We start from the raw sequence: 18,820 nt of genomic DNA, 5'->3' as shown, positions 1-18,820 counted from the left end.
GTTGCCGATGTCGATCGGCGGGTGCTCGGTTCCACGGTCCGAGGCGTGGGGTTCTTTCGTGTCGTTGGGTCGGGTGAATTGCGGTCAGGCGGGCGCGGTCAGCGCCGCCAACCAGGTCAGTGCGGTGACGATCAACGTCGACCACTGTGCGTTCTGTGGAAGGCGCAGGTGCGTGCGGCGGTCGTGGGTGGCGATGCGGCCGGCGACCGAGAACACCCGCAGACGAACACGTTTGGGCTCCCACCGGCGTGCATCATGGTCGGTGAAGCCGAGCATCTGAGTCCACGCCATCAGGTCCAGAGCAAGTTCGACGATCGCCAACCAGATGCGGTTCTGGTCGAAGCCGTGCAGCGGGAAATTTGTCAGCCCGGTGTCCTTGGCGGTGCGGATGCGGTCCTCACACCGGGCGCGGCGGCGGTGCCGCAGTTCGAGATCCTGAATCTTCCCGCCGACCGTGTTGGTGGCGAACGCAGTCAGTCGGAGACCGTCGGAATCGGTGAACCGAAGCTGCGCGCCGGGGTGCGGGCGTTCCTTTCGGATGATCACGCGCATCCCGGCCGGCCACGAGGTCAGGTCGACGATGCCGGTGGCGTCGATGACCCACGCGCCGTCGCGGACCCTCTCGGCGTCGTCGAGGGCGACCGACCATGTTGTGTCGGGGACATCGACGAGGGCGGCGACCATCGCGTCGGTGAGCCCGAACCCGATCGAATACGACACTCCTCGCGTGTGCAGCCAAGTGAGGCATTTGTGGCTCGAGCCAGCGCCGTCGGTGCGGACGAGGACCTTCTTCCCCGGCCGTGCCTAGTACACGTTAGGTAACTGCGCCAACGGTTACCGCCACGGTGACAGCGCCTCGGACAGCGCGGTGGCTACGCCGGTGACTTCCGCGGTGCGGAGCAGCGTCACGGCGCCGGCGTGCGACACGACCCGGTTCCGGTGGCATCGACGGACAGGGCGGGGTACGACGACGTAGACTTGCTCACCAGAATGGTGCTCCTCGTGCTGGCTGGATTGTTTCCTTCGCAAGATCAATCTTCGCAGCTCAGAGCACCATTCTTCTTTTCTGACACGCCGCGCCTACCTACCGGCGTGAAAGCCCGAGGCTAGAAGTTGTGGCCTGCTGCACCCAGCTGCCGTCGAGGTCTTCGATGTCCGCGCACCCCATCAGCTGCATGGTGCGGAAGAGTTGACTTCGAAGATGCTCGAGAACATGGGCGACCCCGGCCTCGCCGGCTGCAGCCAATCCGAACGCGGTGTAGCGGCCGACGAGCACTGCGCGTGCGCCGACGGACAGCGCTTTCGCGATGTCGGCACCGCGGCGGATTCCGCCGTCGACGAGTACTTCCATCGTGTCGCCGACGACGTCCACTATTGGGCCGAGTGCCCGCAACGACGCCGGTGCGCCGTCGAGTTGGCGTCCGCCGTGGTTGGAAACGATTATGCCGTCGGCACCAAGCGATTGTGCGCGACGTGCGTCGGCGACTGTCAAAACCCCTTTGACGACCAGGGGGCCGTCCCAGTTGGCTCGCATCCAAGCGATGTCGTCCCAGTCGGGGGAGTGCGAGGATTTTCCCGAGCGAGTGAGGGCTGACAACTCCATCGGCTGCCTATCCGGGGTGATGTCCGCGGTATTGGGTAGCTCGAAGGGCATGCCGTCCCGCATGAACCGATAGACCCACCCCGGACGGGTCATGACTTTGGGTGCCATTCTGGTGATGTTCGCCAGGTCGATTCTCATGTTATAGCTGAAGCCATTCCGAAAATCGCGCTCACGATTTCCGCCGACAGCGGTGTCGATCGTGGCCACCAGGGCGTGGTAGCCGGCTTTGTTCGCGCGTCCGACCAGGGTTTTCATCGCGTTTTCGTCGGAAAAACGATACGCTTGGAAAAACTTTGTGCCCGGTTCGTCGGCGATCTGCTCCAGCGAATATCCGGACGCACTGGTAACGACCGGGATGATTCCCGCCGCCGCGGCGGCACGCGTGATGGCCAGATCGCCCTCAGGGTGGAGAAGCCGCATGCCTCCGCAAGGTGCGGTGAGAATCGGCATGCTGGACGGGACGCCCAGAATGGTCCGTCCCAGCTCCGGTTCGGGAACCCATGTTGCACCGCGCGGCGCGAAAGCCAAATCGCGGTAGGCGTCTCGGTTCCATCCCAGCGTCAGTTCGTCTTCCGAACCAGCGTCGACATACTCGAAGATCGATCTCGGTAGGGTGCGCCGAGCCGCCGCGCGTGTGTCGTCGTAGTTCAGTACGCCGCTGAGGCGTCTCACCGGCGTCACAGCGCGGTGGGCGAGGTCAGTCCGCGTGCGGCGCGGAGCGGGAGTTTGTACAGTGTGCTCGCATTGCGGCCGAGGATTCGTCGGCGTCGAGCGTCCGGAAAGTGCTCTGGAACAGACTCGTACGGTGAATCGTAGTCCCAGTGCGGGTAGTCCGAAGAGAACATGAGCCTGTCCGCGAATCCCGCGTCTTCGAACATGCGGAAGACGTTCTCGGTGAACTCGGGCTTCTCTGGCTCTTCCAATGGCTGGGTACTGAACCAGAAATGCTCACGCAGGCATTCGGAGGGTTTGCGTGATACGTGGGGCAAGTCGGCGCGATGCTTCTCCCACACAGCGTCCAGGCGCCATCCGAAGGGGACGACCCAGTCCCAACCGAGTTCAAGTGCTGCGATCTTCAGCTTTGGGAATCGATCGAATACTGCCGGTTCTACAGATTCCTCGAAACCGAAAGTGCTCGTCGTCGGTTCTGCCATGTGATCTCCAAATTAACGGTGGGGCGAAGGTGATCTACCGCACGATTGTAAAGTTTATTCTTATTAAATCAACACGTCAGCGTCTTCCATGTACCGATGTCAGGGTTTCGTGACGGTACGGTAGGGGTCGCGGTAGTACCGAGCACTTTTCGGGCGGATATGACCGAGCACCTTGCTGAACTGGGAATATCCAGACTAGCCTCGAGCTTTCACGCCGGTAGGTTTGCGTCCATGCGCGCAACAACGGCAACAGCAGATGAGACCACCAGGTGACTATGGTGGTAGCCGCGATGCTCTGCATGGGTGTCGCCTCGATCATCGGTGGCGCGACAGGCTTCGGGACGTCACTGATCGCGACACCGCTCATGCTGATCGCCGGAATCGGTGTGCCCGAAATCGTCGTCGTCAACCTGATCGTCGGACTGGTGACCAGGGTTGCGGTCGCCTATCAACTGCGTGCGCACATCGACTGGCTCCGAGTTGCACTCATTGGCGGGGCAAGCCTCCCCGGGGCCTGGCTCGGCGTCTTCACTGTCAACATGCTTCCCGAGCAATATCTCAAACCGGCGGCCGGTGTGATTACTATGCTGTGCGGACTGGTGATGGCATTGCCTTTGGCGAAGGATCCGAAGCCTCCTTCGCGGGCGGCGAATGTGATGGTGGGCTCGATCGGTGGATACCTCAGCACCACGACATCTTTGAACGGACCTCCCGTAGTGCTGCTGCTCAGCAGAGCGAAGTTGCCGCCGATGAGCTTCATCGCCGATCTCGCCGGTTACTTCGTCGTCACCAACACACTCTCGCTGGCCCTGTTGTGGGGTTACACCGACGTGCAGCCTGTCGCGATGTTGCCGATGATCCTCGGCTGTATCGCAAGCGGGATGCTCTTCAACTGGGTCGGAATGTCGATCGCAAAAAGGTTGTCCGTCAGAACTTTTCGATCAGCTACCGTCGTGCTGGTGGTAATCGCCGGCGCGCTCACTATCGCGACGGCTTAGCAGTGGCCCTATACCGACGAGAACTCCAGGGTCGGAGACGCCTCGACCGAAGTGTCAGGGGATGCCGAGCAACGCATAGAAGATGCGTCAGACCTGAACATGCTGCCTCACCGCGAGGTGAAACGTCGGGAAGCGGTGTCGGTGCCGTAAACGCCACTTCTCGTGAGACCAAGAGCGTTGCATACTTGGTCCATGGCCACTTGGCGAGAATTCGAGAGCGCGGCACCGGAGCTGGCTACGGCCGTCGCCGCCAGATTCGGCGCACACAAGCATCATGTGCTGGCGACGCTCCGCGCAGACGGTTCACCGCGAGTCAGTGGTACCGAGGTTGAATTTCTCGACAATGGAACGTTGAGACTCGGATCGATGCTCAATGCCCTCAAAGCGCTCGACCTACAGCGTGATCCGCGGTATGCGATCCACACCAACCCAGGACATCATTCGATGGAGGGTGGCGACGCAAAAATCTCGGGGCTCGCCGTCGAACTCGTGGATCCCGAAGCGCTGCAGAAGATATTCGGCGCGGCACCGCCCGAACTGTCCCCCTACAACGTCTTCGATCTCGATATCACCGAGGTCGTCCTGACGGAGGTAGTCGAGGACCAGTTGAAGATTCGACTGTGGAAGCCGGGCGCTCCGGTGCGGACTTTCACCAGGTGAGTTCGTCCTTGCACATCGCGCCCTGAGCACTCGGCTCCACCTGGACGGTTGCGTGATCGAGACCGTAGGTCGTCAGCACTGCTTTTGCGCGCTGTAGCAGTACCGAACCGGAGCCATCACACTCGAGGTGAACCGTCGCGACGTCCATACCTGTGGTGAGCGTCCAGATATGGAGATCGTGCACTCCGACGACGCCGGGAAGAGCAGCGAGATCCGCTTCGACGGCTTCGACGTCGACATGTCCGGGGCTAGCTTGCGTCAGGATGCGCAACGCGGACCCGGCCAGCTTGAGTGCACGCGGAACTACCCACAGCGAGATGAGCACACCGATGACGACGTCCGCCCACGTCCAATCGAAGACCAGCAGAAGCACACCGGCGATGAGGACGCCGACGCTGCCGACTGCATCGGCCAGCACTTCCATGTATGCACCGCGTACCGCGATACTGTCTTTGGCATCGCCGCGAATGAGAAGCATGACAACGAGATTGGCTACGAGGCCGGCCGCGGCCGTCAGGATCATCGCCAGCCCGGGGATGTCGGGCGCATCGCCGATTCGGCCGATGGCCTCGTACATGATGAACGCCGCGACACCGAGGAGTAGGACTGCGTTGGCAATCGCGGTGAGGACTTCGGCGCGGTGCCATCCGAAAGTCCGAGCGGCGACGGCGCTCCCCTTACGGGCCAGCAGAAGGGCGATCAATCCCATCGACATTCCGAGCACGTCGGTGAGCATGTGGCCGGCATCTGCCAGCAGACCTAGCGAGTTGATCGACAACGCCACCGTGGCCTCGACGATGAGAAATACCACGAGGATCGCCAGCGCAATGAACATCTTGCGGATCCGACCGCTAGACGGGCCTACAGCCTGCGGGGATCCCGCCATGCCATGACTGTGTCCGTGCCCCGCGCCCATGGTTCCCCTCCGGTCGTTCGATTCGACCTCACCATATGCGTGCATACGCATATGTGCAACGGGGTCGTCCCCTTACAGCACGTCCGGGGTCACACTCGGCTTCTCGACGGTCGGCGGCAGCGTTGCAAGAGCCGATATTCGCTTCAGACCGGCCACCTGCAGCAGATCGACGATGATCGACCGCAACTGAGCCAACACCACCGTCGCGGACAGACCAGCATTGTCGATCAGTTCAGGTTTCGCACCGGATGCGACCGACCGCAGCGCCCGCGCCGCGTCGGCCGCGTCGGGACGCCGCCCGGGATCGGCGAGAATCATCCGTCGCAACACATCCACCGCTTGCGAGAGCTTCTCGACCTCGTCGACGAGTCGCGGATCGAGTATCTCGTCGTCACGCACCAACGACAGTGACCGCCGAGCGAGCACCCGAATGTTGCGTACGGCATTGTCGAGCGGATCAGCTGTCTTGGCCAGACTCGCGAGACGGTTGCGTTGCCGCCAGTACAACGGTGAGATCCGCGCGATCTCTCGACCGCCCTTCAGTTCACTGCGCAGAGTGTCGATATCGGACTGCGTCGCACGCGCCTTCTTCAACGCTTCCTCGATGGGCTTCGGGTCGTTGGCAACGAGACCGTCGGCCACCTTCTGCAGCACATCCGAGGCCGTTTTCAGAATCTTCGCCGCATCCTTGCGCGCCCGCCACACTGGATGAGTCGGAATCAGTGCGACGATCGCGATCGCGACGAGACCGCCGACCAACGCGTCGACCATCCGGTCGATTCCACCGGTGTTTCCGGGTGGAATGAGCGTCGCGACGAGTACGGCCGAGGAGCCTGCCTGCATCGCAAAAATTGGACCGCCGTCGAGAAACACCGCGGCCGCCATCGCGAGTGCCACGACCAGAGCGAGCTGCCAGGGGCCGCTGCCGATCGCCGAAATGAACAGGTCGCCGACACCGATTCCCAGAGTGACGCCTACAACCAGTTCCGCCGAACGCCGCAACCTGGACCCCAGTGAGAGGCCGAGCGAGATGACGGCCGCAATCGGCGCGAAGAACGGAGTCGGATGTCCGACGATGTCGGTTGCGACAAACCAGGCGACACCGGCAGCCAAAGCACACTGAATGATCGGCAACAACGAAGACTGGAGCCGGAGACGTCCGCTCTTCAGCCGAGCCCTGCCACGCTTTGCCGTCGGGCGAAAGCGATCAGCCGAGGCCGAGCGCGTCCGCAGCTTTAGGGTCGCAGTCTTCCAGGAGGTCGAGGCAGCGGGCGTACTCGTCGTTCTCGCCGATATCGCGCGCAGCCTTTGCAAGAACGGCGACGCATCGGAGGAATCCTCGGTTCGGCTCATGGTTGTACGGGACCGGCCCGAACCCCTTCCATCCGTTGCGACGCAGCTGATCGAGTCCGCGGTGGTAGCCGGTGCGCGCATAAGCGTAGGCGGTGATCGTCTGTCCAGCGGTCGAAGCATTTTCCGCCAAATATGCCCAGGCAATCGAGGCTGTCGGATTGTCGGCAGCCACCTTTGCCGGGTCCTCGTGATTCAGAAGCGCCGACTCGGCCTCTTCGTCTCCAGGCAAGAGCGTCGGCTGCGGTCCAAGCAGGTCACCGAAAGAAGTCATGGGCACCATTGTGCCCCGACACTCTGCGCGCGTGCGTCCACCCACCCTTCCGCTCGCTAGGCTCGTCTGCATCGCACAGTCCGGTCAGTTGGGAGAACAGGGTGTCGGATCAGCAGGACAAGTCGAACGAGGTGGGCGAAGCGCCCGCCACCGAGGCGATTCGCAAACAAGAACCACCGGCCGCGAAGCAGCCGCCGACACAGAAGACCCCGCCTCCTGCTGCTCCTGATCCGTCCGAAGCGGAGACCACCGCCCTTGCCAAGGTGCCCCCGGCTACCGAGCATCCCCACCCGGCGCCGTCGACCGTGAAGCCCTCCGGCGCCACGCCCGCTGCCCGACCGCCGGCTGCACCGCGACGCATCCCCGCGCGTGGTGAGCTCTCGCAGCCGCAAGTACGGCCCCAGCGCATCGAACCGACGCCGAGCACTCCGTCGCGGAAGTCCGAGAGCAGAAAATGGATTGCCGCGCTCGTGGGTGCGTTGGTCCTGATCGTCGCCATCGGCGTCGCGGGATTTGCCTACCTCTCGCGCGACGACGAGGGCAGTTCGGCCGATGCGCAGATCAGAACGTCGATCCAATCGTTCACGCAAGCATTGAGCACCGGAGATCTGGCGACTCTCCGCAGCGCCTCGTGCGGCGAACTTGCCACCTTCTACCGCGATATTCCGGACGCCGATTTCGCCGACGTCCACCGCATTGCTGTGGAGCAGGGCAATGTTCCGGTCGTGGAAAGCGTCGACGCCGTTCAGGTGACCGGCGACACCGCGATTGCGCAGGTCCTTGCGCACACTGCGGCCAATCCCGCCGACACCTCACCCCGCACCTTCGACCTGCGCCGTGACGGCGATGTGTGGAAAGTCTGCAGCCCGAGTAGCCCCGCACCCCCCGAGTAGCCCCTGATCACACAGTGGCTACCCCTGATTACGCAGTGGCTACCCCTGTGCCACGCCGTAACGCCCCCCTGAGCACGCAGTGGCACCCCTGAGCACGCCCAGCACTCGGCCCCGCAACGAACGCGCGTTGAGGGGCCGAGTCGGTCGAGAGTGGGTTTTATCCGGCAGACACGCTTCGGCCGGCGGACTTCAGGTCGTTGCACGCCTCGATGACGCGAGCGGTCATCCCTGCTTCGGCCTTCTTCAGGTAACTGCGGGGGTCGTAGACCTTCTTGTTGCCGACCTCGCCGTCGACCTTCAGGACGCCGTCGTAGTTGCTGAAGAAGTGCCCGGCGATCGGCCGACTGAATGCGTACTGGGTATCGGTGTCGACGTTCATCTTGACGACGCCGTAACCGAGTGCCTCTTCGATCTCACTCTTCGCCGAACCCGATCCACCGTGAAAGACGAAGTCGAACGGCTTGGAACCCTCGGCAAGACCAAGGTGCTCCGACGCGACCTTCTGGCCGTCGGCGAGCACCGAAGGCTTCAGCTTGACGTTGCCCGGCTTGTAGACGCCGTGCACGTTGCCGAACGTTGCTGCGAGCAGGTAACGCGATCCCGCGTCGCCGGCACCGAGGGCTTCGACGGTCTTGAGGAAATCCTCGTTCGAGGTGTAGAGCTTGTCGTTGATCTCGGCCTCTACGCCGTCTTCTTCGCCGCCGACGACGCCGATTTCGATCTCGAGGATGATGCGTGCTGCCGCTGAGAGGGCAAGCAGCTCCTTGGCGATCTCGAGGTTCTCATCGATCGCGATCGCGGAACCGTCCCACATGTGCGACTGAAAGAGCGGGTTCTTGCCCGCGTCGACGCGCTCCTGGGACAGGGCGATCAGCGGACGTACGTAGGTGTCGAGCTTGTCCTTCGGGCAGTGATCGGTGTGCAGCGCGATGGTGACGTCGTATCGCGCAGCGACCACGTGAGCGAACTCGGCGAGGGCTGCCGCGCCGGTGACCATGTCCTTGATCCCCAGGCCCGACGCGAACTCGGCGCCGCCCGTCGAGAACTGAATGATGCCGTCGCTACCTGCATCGGCGAAGCCTTTGATGGCGGCATTGACGGACTCGGAACCTACGCAGTTGATAGCCGGAAATGCGAATTGGTGTTCCTTCGCCCGGCCAAGCATCTCGGCGTAGACCTCGGGAGTTGCGATCGGCACGGCGGATTCCTCCATGTAAAGAGTCGATCGGCGAGCGCTCACGCGTAGCGGCGCGCGCCGTGTGTCCTCTGCAGTATGGCAACTCGACGGCGCTGTGTCGCCCGGGACCCACCAACACCCGTCGCAGGGTCTCTGAAATCGATCGCGACTAATCGGACAGCCCCGTATCCGGTGGTCGAAACCTGTTGTTCAGGTTCTCCCAGGTTCGGCCGGTAGTGTGAGCGCCGTGAGTTTCAATGCCGCCTCGGAATCCGTGACGACCAACCTGGCTTTGCTGCCCGGGTTCCTCGATCCGGTCAACCTGCTCAATTCGTTCGGCACCTGGGTGTTGGTCGGATTGTTGCTAGTCGTTTTCATCGAATCGGGGTTGCTGTTTCCCCTGCTACCCGGTGATTCACTGCTGTTCACAGCAGGGCTGATCGCGGCCTCCAAGTCGACGGACATCGAGCCGTTCGCACCTATCTGGCTCTTGCTGATCTTGATTCCCATCGCCGCGATCCTCGGTGACCAGGTGGGGTTCTTCATCGGCTCCAAGGGCGGTACCGCCCTCTTCAAATCCAACGATGCGCGCTTCTTCAAGAAGAAATACATCGACGAGTCGCATGCATTCTTCGAAAAACACGGGCCTATCACCATCATCCTCGCGCGCTTCGTTCCGATCGTTCGCACTTTTGCCCCCGTCGTCGCGGGTGCGTCGAAGATGAAGTATTCGCTGTTCCTGACCTACAACATCGTCGGAGGCATCCTCTGGGGTGCAGGTGTGACGATGCTCGGCTACCTGCTCGGCCAGATCGATTTCATTCGCGAGCACGTCGACATCATCTTCATCATCATCGTTCTCGTCTCGGTGTTGCCGATCGTCATCGAGGTCGGCAAACGGATGATCAAGGCACGCAAGACTCCGTTGGCCGAAGCGACCGAGTCGATCGAATCGCAGAGGGACGCCACTTCCTGACATGGTGCGTCGCGCATGATCGGCCAGATCAACGTACAAGCGTCCGAGACGCTAACGGCAATGGGAAGTTTCGGGCCGCTCACCACTGCCGGTCCTCTTGTCGTATGGATCATCGTCGTCGCCTTCGTGTTCCTCGAATGCGCTGTCATCATCGGCCTGTTCCTTCCCGGTGACTCGATGCTCGTCACCGCAGGAATCGTCATGGCCACACACTCTTCCGGAGTCGGGCACATCTGGGCACTGTCGGTGGGCGCGATGATCGCGGCGATCGCCGGAAATCAAGCCGGATACGTCATCGGCCACCGCACCGGCTCCAAGCTCGTCGCACGCAAAGACGGCAAGTATCTCAACACGAAGAACTTGCACAAAGTAAATGTCCTGCTGGAAAAACACGGCTTCTGGGCGGTACTCGTCGCTCGCTGGATTCCGTGGGTCCGCACGCTCTGCCCGATGGTCGCAGGCGCAGCAAACATGAACCACCGCAAATACACGATCGCCAGCACCCTGGGCGCCATCATCTGGGCGCCGGTGCTGCTGCTCATCGGCTTCTACTTCGGCAGCTTCCTCGAACAGGTCCCGTGGCTACTACCGGCGGTATTGATCGCGATGATCATCGCGCTCGTACTGGGCACCGCACTCGGCATCTGGCAGTACCGAAAAGAGATGGCCCGACCGACGGAAATCGTCGAGGTGGACGAGGTTCACGAGTGAATCCTCGGGCAGTACTTCGCTAGCGGAAGCCGGCCGCGGAGACGACGTGGGCGGCCTCCATCAACATCCATCCACCTAGTTGGACCGATAGATCGCGCTCGGGAATCCTGGACGAGCGGACTGTCCCACCGGTGAACGTGGCAATGGAATGCCCCGATCCGGGCAGGCGCGCCTCCTTGTTCCAGGCGGCACCGAACAGCGGATGGTCCTCGACCTCCAGCCGGTTCTCCCACGCGGCCTCCGCCGAAGCAAGAACGATCGACGCCGCCAGCGAGCGAGCCTGTTCGTCCTCGTCGCACTCACCGGGGAGCGTCGTGGCGACGAAAGCAAGGTTACGTGCCAAAATCCCGTCGAACAGACCACCGTCACCCCCGCCCCCGCCCACGATCACCAGGTCCCGACACAGGTGGGTCTCCACGGCGGCAACCAGCGCATGAACGCGTGTGCGATGTCGCGGCGCATCGAGACGAACTGCCAATTCGGTCTCGACCCCGAGCACGACGCCCTGGCAGTAGCTGAACACTGCACGATCGAGCACGCCACCGGTGCGAATGCCGTCGAGCATCAGACCCGTCGCTGGGTCGTGCAGGTTCGCGTCCATCCAGTCCGCCATGGCCTGTGCGCGCCACAGCCGACCGGTGCGAGCAAGCAGTATCGACGCAGGCCCGTTCGCCGGAGTGTTGTAGAAATCGTCACCCTTGCGCCACGGTATTCCGCCGCCCTTCTTCGGTGCCCAGGCGTCGAACAACTCCAACTCGATCGTGTGGATCGCCGACCGATGGTCGACGGCGTGCAACCGCTGCGATCGCTCCAGCGCAAGGCCGAGCCATGCCATGTCGTCGTAATAGTTGTTGGTCCATCCGGTGATGTTCCGAATACGATGTGCACGAGCAATTTTGGACAACTTCCTGCGACGCTTGGCAGTGGGCGCCCGCGTCGCCGCGTCGACAGCGCAGTCCAGCAAGTGCGCCTGCCACCAGTAATGCCAGCGTCCGAACAGTCGTTCACGCCGGACGGGCGGCCACGCCACCACTCCTAGCGCGGTGCCGGGCAGTCCCCACAATCGACGTACGTGGCGCGCGTAGACCGCCCCCTCCGCAGCGTCTGCACGCTGCGACCATTGCTCCTGCATACACCGATCCTGCCATTACCGGCAAAGCGAGTGACACAAGGAGGTCAGGTCCACGCCTGAGACAAGTCCGCGTGCTGCCGAACCCAGGAATGCATGGCGATACCCGCGGCAACACCGGCGTTGATACTTCGAGTCGAACCGAACTGGGCAATGGACACCGTCATCGAGGCGCCGCCGCGGGCTTCCTCCGTCACTCCCGGGCCCTCCTGACCGAACAACAGCACGCAGTCACGCGGAAGATCCGCCGTTTCCAGCGGCACCGAGCCCGGCGTGTTGTCCACGGCGACAACGGTCAGCGAGTTCGCCCGGGCGAACTCGAGCAAGTCGGCGACCGTGGCGTGGTGGTGAATGTGTTGATAGCGATCGGTGACCATCGCACCCCGCCGATTCCACCGACGACGACCGACGATGTGAACTGCCTGCGCAGCAAAAGCATTGGCCGTCCGGACCACGGTGCCGATGTTGGCGTCGTTCGCGAAATTCTCGATCGCGACGTGCAGACTGTGCCGACGACTGTCGATGTCCGCAACGATCGCCTCGCGTGTCCAATATCGATAGGCGTCGACGACATTGCGTCGATCTCCATTGTCGAGCAATTCGGCGTCGTAACGAGCATCGGTCGGACGCGGCAACGCGTGCTCTTCGATCCACGGTCCGACACCATTGGGGGCCTCACCCCACTCGGTGGGGCCGGCATCAGCTGCGACTCCGGACTCCTTGTCGCTCAAAATGTTTCGTTACTGTCGGCAGCAATGCGGAAACCATGACCGGTCTCGTCGTTGTTGCAGGAGATACCGTCGGCGGCCGAGATGCACGTATAGCCGTCGCCGACGATCTGTTGACCCACCTCGAGCGGCGGGTCGATCGTTTCACCACCCGAGGTGTACACCGCGCCACCGGAGCACATGAACTCGGCTGCACCTTCGTTGGTGACGCGAATCCCGTTGCCCCAGCTGATCATGCACGACTCGGGCCGCGGTGGAACCGGCGCAGTCGCGCCTTGACAGCCTGCCTCCGTCCGCGAAGGAAGAGTGACGATTCCACACTGAAACTGCCCGTCAGGAGAACTGAAATAGTAGGCGCCCTGTAGCGGCGCATACGTAGTCTGCGGCATCGGCGGCGGCGCAGCAGGCTCGGTCGTCGTGGGAAGCGGCGCCTCGGTAGTGGTGACGGGAACAGGTGCGACCGTCGTCGTAGTAGTGGTCGCGGCGGGCGCACTCGTCACACTCGGCGGCGAGGTTGCTGCCACCTCCGCACCGGACTCACTGCCACATGCCGTCAACAGTGCCATCACCGCCAGGACTGCCGCTGCTGCAAGACGCTTGTCCACCATGAAATACCCCGACCCCGCTCTCGCTGACCTGTTCGCAGTGCGACCCTACCGGCGCACCGCGACAAGAACTGTGGGGGTGGGGTCAGGTGTGGCTCAAGCGCCGGTTGATCTCACGCGTCAGCCATGCTGGGGAGAATCTCGACCCGAGGGTCATCACCTTGGACTGCAGCCCCACTGGGAAATGGACCTTGTGCAGCAGGCGCTTCGAAGGCCGGGTGGCGTCGAAGATCGCTTCGGCGACATCGTCGGCCGTGAGCTTGATTCCGAGCGAGTTGGTGGTGCCCGTGGACACACCCTGGGTCATCGCGGTCTGCACGAACAGCGGCCACATCGCCTTCACCGAGATGTCGTACTCGGCCCATTCGAGGTCGAGGGCCTCGGTGATACCGCGGACTGCGAATTTCGTCGCGCCGTAGGTGACAAGTTCGGGCTGGCCGTAGATCGCAGATGCGGAACAAAGGTTGATGACCTGGGCGCCGGGGGTGGCCTTCAGATACGAGAATGCGGCGAGAGTGCCGTAGACGACGCCGTTGAAGTTGATGTCGATTTGACGCTTGTGCACAGCGAGCGGTATCTCTTCGAATTTGCCTGCGACGAGGATGCCCGCGTTGTTGATCAGGACGTCGAGTCGCCCACCGGACTCCCTGTCGAACTCAGTCAGACGATCTGCCCACTGAACCGGGTCGGTGACGTCGAGTACTCCCGTGATGACCCGGCCACCGGCCGCGGCGATCTCCTTGCTCAGCGACGCCAATCCGGTCTCGTCGATGTCATAGGCCCCGACGAGGTATCCCGAGCGAGCGAATTTCGATGCGGTGGACCGTCCGATTCCGGCTGCCGCGCCGGTGATGAACACAGTTCGAGTAGGCACACCGACAGGATAAGGGTTACTGGAATTATCGGTAAACACTTCGCCAGTTTTCGGGACTACGCTGAATAGGTCTTCGAGGAGATTTCGGTGAATCACGAACGAATTCTGCGAGCGGTTGCCTTCGTCGCTGTCGGCTACCTCTTTGTGCTGATCATCTGGGCCGGCCTACTGCGAACGCATACACCGCCCGGTACTCTGCCCTACCAAATTGTCGGCCTGGTTGCCGGATTCGGTACGGCGCTCGCGTTGGCCATGATGGTCGCCAACCGCCCCACTGCCGAACAGCGACGACTGGCCAAGAACGGGGTCGAGGGCTGGGCGACCGTCGAGGCGAGCCGAAGGATCGACGAGAGGAAGATGGAACTCGACTTGGCGTTCACAGTTCCCGGTTCGGATTCCTACGTCGGCAGGATCGTCTATTCGATACCCCCTTCGGAGACGGCGCGATTCGAAACCGGTCGAACCTTGCCGATCTTGGTCGACCCGTCGGATCACCACCGTGTCCTACTTCTGCCTGCTGAATCCTTCGACGAGAAGTAGCTGAGCGGCGGAATACGTCGCCAGAATCGCACCTTCGACGACCCGCCGAGACATTTCACTCGAAAGATAGAGCCGTCGGTACACGATCAACGCGTCGGAGACGGTGAACAGGATTCCGCCCAGCGCCTTCCAGGAACGTGGATCGGAATTCGGCACCACGACACCCGCGTACACGTCCGCTCCTGGTGCGGACGCTGGATCTGCAGCCAGCGTCGACATCGCCGCCAGAGCTACGCCGTATCCGGCCAATCCCGGGGCCACCTTCGGTGACTTTTTCGCCAACTGTGACGACGCCACCGCCCAACCGGCGAAGCGCGGTACGGCGGCGGCCAGCGTCGGTCGACTACCAGCCGAAGCGAGAAGGACGCAATAGCAGCCCTGCATGACAGCGAAGGCTCCGGCTCCGCGCAAAATCTTGGAATCGTCATCCGGGTCCATCAACAGAACGTCGCCGACGGTTGCGGCTGAGAGCGCCACCCCGAGGACCGGCGAGAAGCGCCGCATCCCGAGCGCAAGCGCAGGGACGATGAGCGGCTTGGCTGCCCGGTGCATCATCTCGTTCCCGGTGACCGCACCGACCACCGTCGCGATCGCAGCCGAACCGAATGCAGCACGTGAGAATGTCGTTCGTTTCATCGGACTTGTTTCCTCCATCGCTGGCTGAGCAGAGCAAATATGTGATGCTGACCCCGAATGCTTGATCGCAAGCCCCAAGGTTGCCATGGTGATGGTTGGACACGCGAGAGAACACGTGGGGACTACGATGCGTCGAAAGCATGCACAGCACGCCGGAACGGCCCGATCGCATCATTTTGCTGAGCGAAACCCATTGGTTCGCCGCTCGGACCGCATTCAGTCCACCATCAAGACCACCGTCTTCACCCTGATGATCCTGATGTTGCCGGTAGCTGCGTGGATCGGAATGTCCACCCTCGCCACCGTGCAGAGTCGGGTCACCGCACAGGAAAGCAGTGTCCACCAGGTGACTGCCACCACCACCGCCGTCGCCGATACCGCACCCGTCCTGCAGGGCGAAGTCGGATCGGTTACGAGCACCACCGTCGAGGCGACGTGGAGCTATGGCGGGTTCGACCATCGCGGACAGGTCTCCCTGCCGACAGGCAGTCCCTCCGGCACCCAGCTCCCGATATGGATCAACCGCGACGGCGACCCGACCGCACCTCCGGCAACCATGGCCGATGCCGTCGCCACGGCACTGTTCACGGGATTCGGCAGCCTCCTAGCCGCCGCAGCTGTTCTCGTCGGCACCTATTTCGCTGCCCGCTTTCGTCTCGACGCCCAAAGGTACGACGAGTGGGACCGCGAGATCGAGGTACTTCTGGACGAGAACAGCCCGACCTGATCGAGCGGTAGTTGCGCGTCGACTACTCCCCCCACCCCCGTTGCATGTACGAGGTACGGAAAATCACAGTCGACTATCGACGCAGCTCAGCCGCCCAAACCACTTCAGTCACAGGCGTCCCACACGTAACACTTCTATAACCAAACCCGAAGTAAAGCTTAGAAGACCGTCAGGTCCGTTACGGTCTTGGAACGCTCGTATGCATGTCTCACTAACTTGAATTCCGTGTCGGGGCGGAAATACGGCGGCTCAGACCGCTACCGACTGAAGGGCTACACATATATGTCGCACAAATCGATCTCTAGGTCTCGGCGTGCCCGCATTGCCGCGGCCGGCGCGGTAGTCGCAATGTCGTTGACGGTCGCCGCACCGGGCATCGCGTACGCACAGGAAGATCCGACTACGCCTCCCGGCGTCAGCGAAGAGACGACACCGACCGATGAAACGGCCCCGGATACCGGCGAGAGCGCATCCGAGAGCGTGGTGCCCAACGCCGCCGTTCCTGCGGCCAACGAGGGTGACGCCGCCGAGGTCGGACCGATCGTCCCCCTCGAGGCACCGTCCGCCGAGCGCCCACTGCCTCAGGTCACGGCCGGCGTTGTCATCAACGACGACGGCACCGCGACAATCGACGTCGCCGTCATCCCGCAGCTTTCGGAAGCGGAGAAGAAGGCGCTCGCCGACGCAGAGATCGCCAGCAAGGCCGCCGCAGAAGCCTCGGTCGCCGCCCAGACTCGCTACGACGCAGCAGTCGTCGCAGCAGCAGCCTCCGACACCGCTGCTGCCAAAGCCGAGCTCGATGCCGCAGGCGCCGCGCTGACCGCGACCGACGCGACGAAGGCAGCGGAAGCGGCCAAGGTTGCCAGCATCGCGGCCTCCGCCGCGGCCACCGTAGCCAAGGACGACAAGGCAGTGTTGGATGCCAAGGTCGCCGAAACGAAGACCGCCGCCGAAACAGCGAAGTCAGAAGCCGAGACCGCCGAGAAAAAGGCAATCGAACTCGAGGCCACAGCCGCAGCAGCGGGTGACCCCGAAGCCGTCGCAGCCGCCGCCGAAGCACGGGCAGAGGCCGACGCAAAAGCAGAAATCGCGTTGACTGCACAAGCCGACTTCGACAAGTCGACGACGGAATTGCGCGAGTCCGTGGCCGCCGTCGAAGAAGCGTTCAAGAAGTTCAACCTCGCGAAGGTGACCGCAGCCGTCCGCGCGGCAGTGGCTACCGCGGCCCGCTCGGCCTCACTGGCCGTCGAGGCCAGAGCGACTGCGGAAGCGTCCGCGGCTGCAGACGCCAGAGCAACCGAGCTCGAAGCAGATGCTGCGGCGAGCACTGAGGAGGCCGCAGCCGCGACCAAAGCCGCCGAGGAAGCACGGACTGCCGCAACCAAGGCGGCTGCAGATCTGAAGACAGCGGAGGCCGAAGCAACCGCTGCGGCCGAAGCTGCAGCGACCGCAGGCGACAATGTCGCCGATCTGGAAGCGAAGGCGACCGCAGCAGCCGCAGCACTCACCAAAGCCGAAGCTGAAGCGACCGCCGCGACGGAGAAGGCCGATGCGCTCGCAGCCACCGCGGCCACCGCGGAAGCAGACGCAAAGACCAAGGCCGAGGCAGTGACCGCAGCGAAGGCCGAGGCTGCAACGGCCAAGACCGCAGCCGAGACCGCAGCCAAGGCCGAAGCAGACCTGAAGAATAAGGCCGCCGAGCTCGCCGCCAGTGGCCCGAAGTTCAGTTTGACCATCAACCTCGGTGGCACCGCACACGACGACGTCGACAGCACCAAAGTCGACGAGACCACCGTCATCGTCGACGAGACCGGCGTCGAACTGATCGGTGTCTTCAACGAAGACGGTTCCTTCACCGTCGCCGACTACTTCACCACGAACGACCAGGGCGTCATGATGGTTGCCGGTGAATTGCCTGCCGTCGATCTGGCGCTGGGCGATTCAGCCGATTCGGCATCGAGCGGTTCTTCCGACTCCAGCACTCTGCCGGCGATCCTTGCCGGTGTCGGAGTCGTCGCCGTGGCCGCAGTCGGTGGCGGACTGTACCTGCGTCGCCGCAACGGTGCCGATGCTTCGTAGATCCATCTGGGTCACTACTGCGGCACTACTCATCGCTGTATCCGGTTGCGCAAGTGACGGTTCCGACGTGAGCGGTCCCAGCAGGGAGTCGGTGGAGGCGCAGATTTCTGCGCCTTCACCGACTGCCGCGGTCGTCGATCCGGCCCAGCCCGACGCCATCGAACTGCGATCGCCGGACGGCGTCACCTACATGAGCAGTCCGGTCAATCCGGACGGACTCTTCCGCGGAGGAGACAGTGGACAGGTACTGAATCCTGTCGACGAGCGACCTGCATGGTGGGCCGAGAGCGGGCTACCGGGGACTGATGCTCAACAGACCGTAGTGGTTGTGGGCCACAACTATTCGAAGAAGGACGCACCTTTCAAGGCGCTCGGCGTCGCACAGCCGGGCGACCGAGTCGTACTCGATACCCCCAACGGAATTCTCGAGTACGCGGTGGAAAGCGTCGGCCCACTGCCGAAGGGTTCGCTACTGGGCGACAACGACCTTCGCCGCTCGGTGCCGGGAAGGTTGATCCTCGCGAACTGCGACGTGCGCGGGGGCGAACCGACGAACGACAACTTCATCGTGGTGGCGCAGCTGCTGTAGCCGGGTGCGCACCCCAAGACAGGCTTGCATTCATGCGCATCATAACTACGATTACAGGCATGACAACCTCGAGACCACTTCGCGTCGCTATCGTCGGCGCCGGACCGGCAGGCATCTACGCCGCCGACGCACTCATGAAGTCCGACTACAACCTCGCCGGCCGCGGCGTCAGCGTCGATCTGTTCGAACGCATGCCCGCCC

Annotated in this window: 21 protein-coding genes and 1 pseudogene; 10 read left to right on the top strand and 12 right to left on the bottom strand. The window is 62.9% G+C overall.

The features are described 5' to 3' along the window. Positions 1–84: 84 nt before the first annotated feature. The 3 genes and pseudogenes from O1W68_RS21230 to O1W68_RS21220 form a co-directional block, all read right to left on the bottom strand. Positions 85–801, bottom strand: a pseudogene (locus O1W68_RS21230) (transposase); the annotation flags it as partial. Positions 802–1,084: 283 nt separating this feature from the next. Then, a complete protein-coding gene (locus O1W68_RS21225) occupies positions 1,085–2,275 on the bottom strand; it encodes an alpha-hydroxy acid oxidase (protein WP_269306946.1) in 1,191 nt (396 codons plus the stop codon). A 5-nt stretch (positions 2,276–2,280) separates the two neighbouring features. After that, positions 2,281–2,757, bottom strand: a complete 477-nt coding sequence (locus O1W68_RS21220) for an amidohydrolase family protein (RefSeq protein ID WP_269306944.1) — start codon at positions 2,755–2,757, stop codon at positions 2,281–2,283. Positions 2,758–3,026: 269 nt separating this feature from the next. Between O1W68_RS21220 and O1W68_RS21215 the strand changes: the two genes are divergently transcribed. Together O1W68_RS21215 and O1W68_RS21210 are read left to right on the top strand one after the other, a co-directional pair. Next, positions 3,027–3,755 carry a sulfite exporter TauE/SafE family protein gene (locus tag O1W68_RS21215; RefSeq protein ID WP_269306943.1) on the top strand — a complete coding sequence of 243 codons (729 nt, stop codon included), beginning with the start codon at positions 3,027–3,029 and terminating at the stop codon, positions 3,753–3,755. Positions 3,756–3,947: 192 nt separating this feature from the next. Beyond that, positions 3,948–4,415, top strand: a complete 468-nt coding sequence (locus O1W68_RS21210) for a pyridoxamine 5'-phosphate oxidase family protein (RefSeq protein ID WP_269306941.1) — start codon at positions 3,948–3,950, stop codon at positions 4,413–4,415. On the opposite strand, the gene O1W68_RS21205 is transcribed toward O1W68_RS21210, so the two are convergent. From O1W68_RS21205 to O1W68_RS21195, 3 genes are all read right to left on the bottom strand, one after another. Further along, entirely contained in the window at positions 4,405–5,331 is a 927-nt protein-coding gene (locus O1W68_RS21205) for a cation diffusion facilitator family transporter (RefSeq protein WP_269306940.1), read from the bottom strand. The two genes, O1W68_RS21210 and O1W68_RS21205, sit on opposite strands and share 11 nt — an antisense overlap. A gap of 72 nt (positions 5,332–5,403) precedes the next feature. Then, positions 5,404–6,501, bottom strand: coding sequence for an FUSC family protein (locus O1W68_RS21200; protein WP_269306983.1), 1,098 nt, complete (start codon positions 6,499–6,501; stop codon positions 5,404–5,406). A gap of 37 nt (positions 6,502–6,538) precedes the next feature. Then, positions 6,539–6,955, bottom strand: a complete 417-nt coding sequence (locus tag O1W68_RS21195; protein ID WP_269306938.1) for a DUF3151 domain-containing protein — start codon at positions 6,953–6,955, stop codon at positions 6,539–6,541. Between the two features lie 101 nt (positions 6,956–7,056). On the opposite strand from O1W68_RS21195, the gene O1W68_RS21190 reads away from it, so the two are divergent. Further along, entirely contained in the window at positions 7,057–7,848 is a 792-nt protein-coding gene (locus O1W68_RS21190) for an Rv0361 family membrane protein (protein ID WP_269306937.1), read from the top strand. A 157-nt stretch (positions 7,849–8,005) separates the two neighbouring features. Here the strand turns inward: O1W68_RS21190 and fbaA are convergent, their stop codons facing one another. Next, positions 8,006–9,046, bottom strand: coding sequence for a class II fructose-bisphosphate aldolase (gene fbaA, locus O1W68_RS21185; protein ID WP_269306981.1), 1,041 nt, complete (start codon positions 9,044–9,046; stop codon positions 8,006–8,008). Between the two features lie 226 nt (positions 9,047–9,272). Between fbaA and O1W68_RS21180 the strand changes: the two genes are divergently transcribed. Continuing rightward, a complete protein-coding gene (locus O1W68_RS21180; protein ID WP_269306935.1) occupies positions 9,273–10,001 on the top strand; it encodes a VTT domain-containing protein in 729 nt (242 codons plus the stop codon). Between the two features lie 60 nt (positions 10,002–10,061). Further along, positions 10,062–10,712, top strand: coding sequence for a DedA family protein (locus tag O1W68_RS21175; RefSeq protein WP_269306979.1), 651 nt, complete (start codon positions 10,062–10,064; stop codon positions 10,710–10,712). Between the two features lie 19 nt (positions 10,713–10,731). On the opposite strand, the gene O1W68_RS21170 is transcribed toward O1W68_RS21175, so the two are convergent. From O1W68_RS21170 to O1W68_RS21155, 4 genes are all read right to left on the bottom strand, one after another. Beyond that, a complete protein-coding gene (locus O1W68_RS21170) occupies positions 10,732–11,844 on the bottom strand; it encodes a glycoside hydrolase family 76 protein (RefSeq protein WP_269306933.1) in 1,113 nt (370 codons plus the stop codon). 44 nt (positions 11,845–11,888) lie between these two features. Continuing rightward, the gene (locus tag O1W68_RS21165; protein WP_442972429.1) at positions 11,889–12,572 is read right to left on the bottom strand and encodes a TrmH family RNA methyltransferase; all 684 of its coding nucleotides are present in this window, start codon (positions 12,570–12,572) and stop codon (positions 11,889–11,891) included. After that, positions 12,569–13,177, bottom strand: coding sequence for a DUF6636 domain-containing protein (locus O1W68_RS21160; RefSeq protein ID WP_269306931.1), 609 nt, complete (start codon positions 13,175–13,177; stop codon positions 12,569–12,571). Before O1W68_RS21160 ends, O1W68_RS21165 begins: the two co-directional genes overlap by 4 nt. A gap of 82 nt (positions 13,178–13,259) precedes the next feature. Continuing rightward, positions 13,260–14,048: an SDR family oxidoreductase gene (locus tag O1W68_RS21155; RefSeq protein WP_442972428.1), complete on the bottom strand. Its 789-nt coding sequence runs from the start codon at positions 14,046–14,048 to the stop codon at positions 13,260–13,262. 87 nt (positions 14,049–14,135) lie between these two features. On the opposite strand from O1W68_RS21155, the gene O1W68_RS21150 reads away from it, so the two are divergent. Next, a complete protein-coding gene (locus O1W68_RS21150; RefSeq protein WP_269306929.1) occupies positions 14,136–14,588 on the top strand; it encodes a hypothetical protein in 453 nt (150 codons plus the stop codon). Here the strand turns inward: O1W68_RS21150 and O1W68_RS21145 are convergent. Then, on the bottom strand, positions 14,553–15,224 hold the full coding sequence (locus O1W68_RS21145; RefSeq protein WP_269306927.1) for a lysoplasmalogenase: 672 nt from the start codon (positions 15,222–15,224) through the stop codon (positions 14,553–14,555). The genes O1W68_RS21150 and O1W68_RS21145 overlap by 36 nt on opposite strands. A gap of 127 nt (positions 15,225–15,351) precedes the next feature. Between O1W68_RS21145 and O1W68_RS21140 the strand changes: the two genes are divergently transcribed. The 4 genes from O1W68_RS21140 to O1W68_RS21125 form a co-directional block, all read left to right on the top strand. Then, the gene (locus tag O1W68_RS21140) at positions 15,352–15,951 is read left to right on the top strand and encodes an Rv1733c family protein (RefSeq protein WP_269306926.1); all 600 of its coding nucleotides are present in this window, start codon (positions 15,352–15,354) and stop codon (positions 15,949–15,951) included. A gap of 282 nt (positions 15,952–16,233) precedes the next feature. Next, complete coding sequence (locus tag O1W68_RS21135; protein ID WP_269306924.1) at positions 16,234–18,030, top strand: hypothetical protein; 1,797 nt, start codon at positions 16,234–16,236, stop codon at positions 18,028–18,030. Between the two features lie 67 nt (positions 18,031–18,097). Then, entirely contained in the window at positions 18,098–18,619 is a 522-nt protein-coding gene (locus tag O1W68_RS21130) for a class F sortase (protein ID WP_269306922.1), read from the top strand. 59 nt (positions 18,620–18,678) lie between these two features. Beyond that, positions 18,679–18,820: FAD/NAD(P)-binding protein (locus tag O1W68_RS21125; RefSeq protein WP_269306972.1), on the top strand; the 142-nt coding region annotated here is incomplete at its 3' end.

The organism is Rhodococcus sp. H36-A4 (assembly GCF_027158005.1).
GTDB lineage: Bacteria > Actinomycetota > Actinomycetes > Mycobacteriales > Mycobacteriaceae > Rhodococcoides.
This window is presented reverse-complemented; position numbering and strand designations above follow the sequence as displayed.

Coding starts and splice junctions, on each gene's coding strand:
- O1W68_RS21220 (WP_269306944.1), bottom strand. CDS start 2,757: ATGGCAGAACCGACGACGAGCACTTTCGGTTTCGAGGAATCTGTAGAA.
- O1W68_RS21210 (WP_269306941.1), top strand. CDS start 3,948: ATGGCCACTTGGCGAGAATTCGAGAGCGCGGCACCGGAGCTGGCTACG.
- O1W68_RS21205 (WP_269306940.1), bottom strand. CDS start 5,331: ATGGGCGCGGGGCACGGACACAGTCATGGCATGGCGGGATCCCCGCAG.
- O1W68_RS21195 (WP_269306938.1), bottom strand. CDS start 6,955: ATGACTTCTTTCGGTGACCTGCTTGGACCGCAGCCGACGCTCTTGCCT.
- O1W68_RS21175 (WP_269306979.1), top strand. CDS start 10,062: ATGGGAAGTTTCGGGCCGCTCACCACTGCCGGTCCTCTTGTCGTATGG.
- O1W68_RS21170 (WP_269306933.1), bottom strand. CDS start 11,844: ATGCAGGAGCAATGGTCGCAGCGTGCAGACGCTGCGGAGGGGGCGGTC.
- O1W68_RS21160 (WP_269306931.1), bottom strand. CDS start 13,177: ATGGTGGACAAGCGTCTTGCAGCAGCGGCAGTCCTGGCGGTGATGGCA.
- O1W68_RS21145 (WP_269306927.1), bottom strand. CDS start 15,224: ATGAAACGAACGACATTCTCACGTGCTGCATTCGGTTCGGCTGCGATC.
- O1W68_RS21140 (WP_269306926.1), top strand. CDS start 15,352: ATGCGTCGAAAGCATGCACAGCACGCCGGAACGGCCCGATCGCATCAT.
- O1W68_RS21135 (WP_269306924.1), top strand. CDS start 16,234: ATGTCGCACAAATCGATCTCTAGGTCTCGGCGTGCCCGCATTGCCGCG.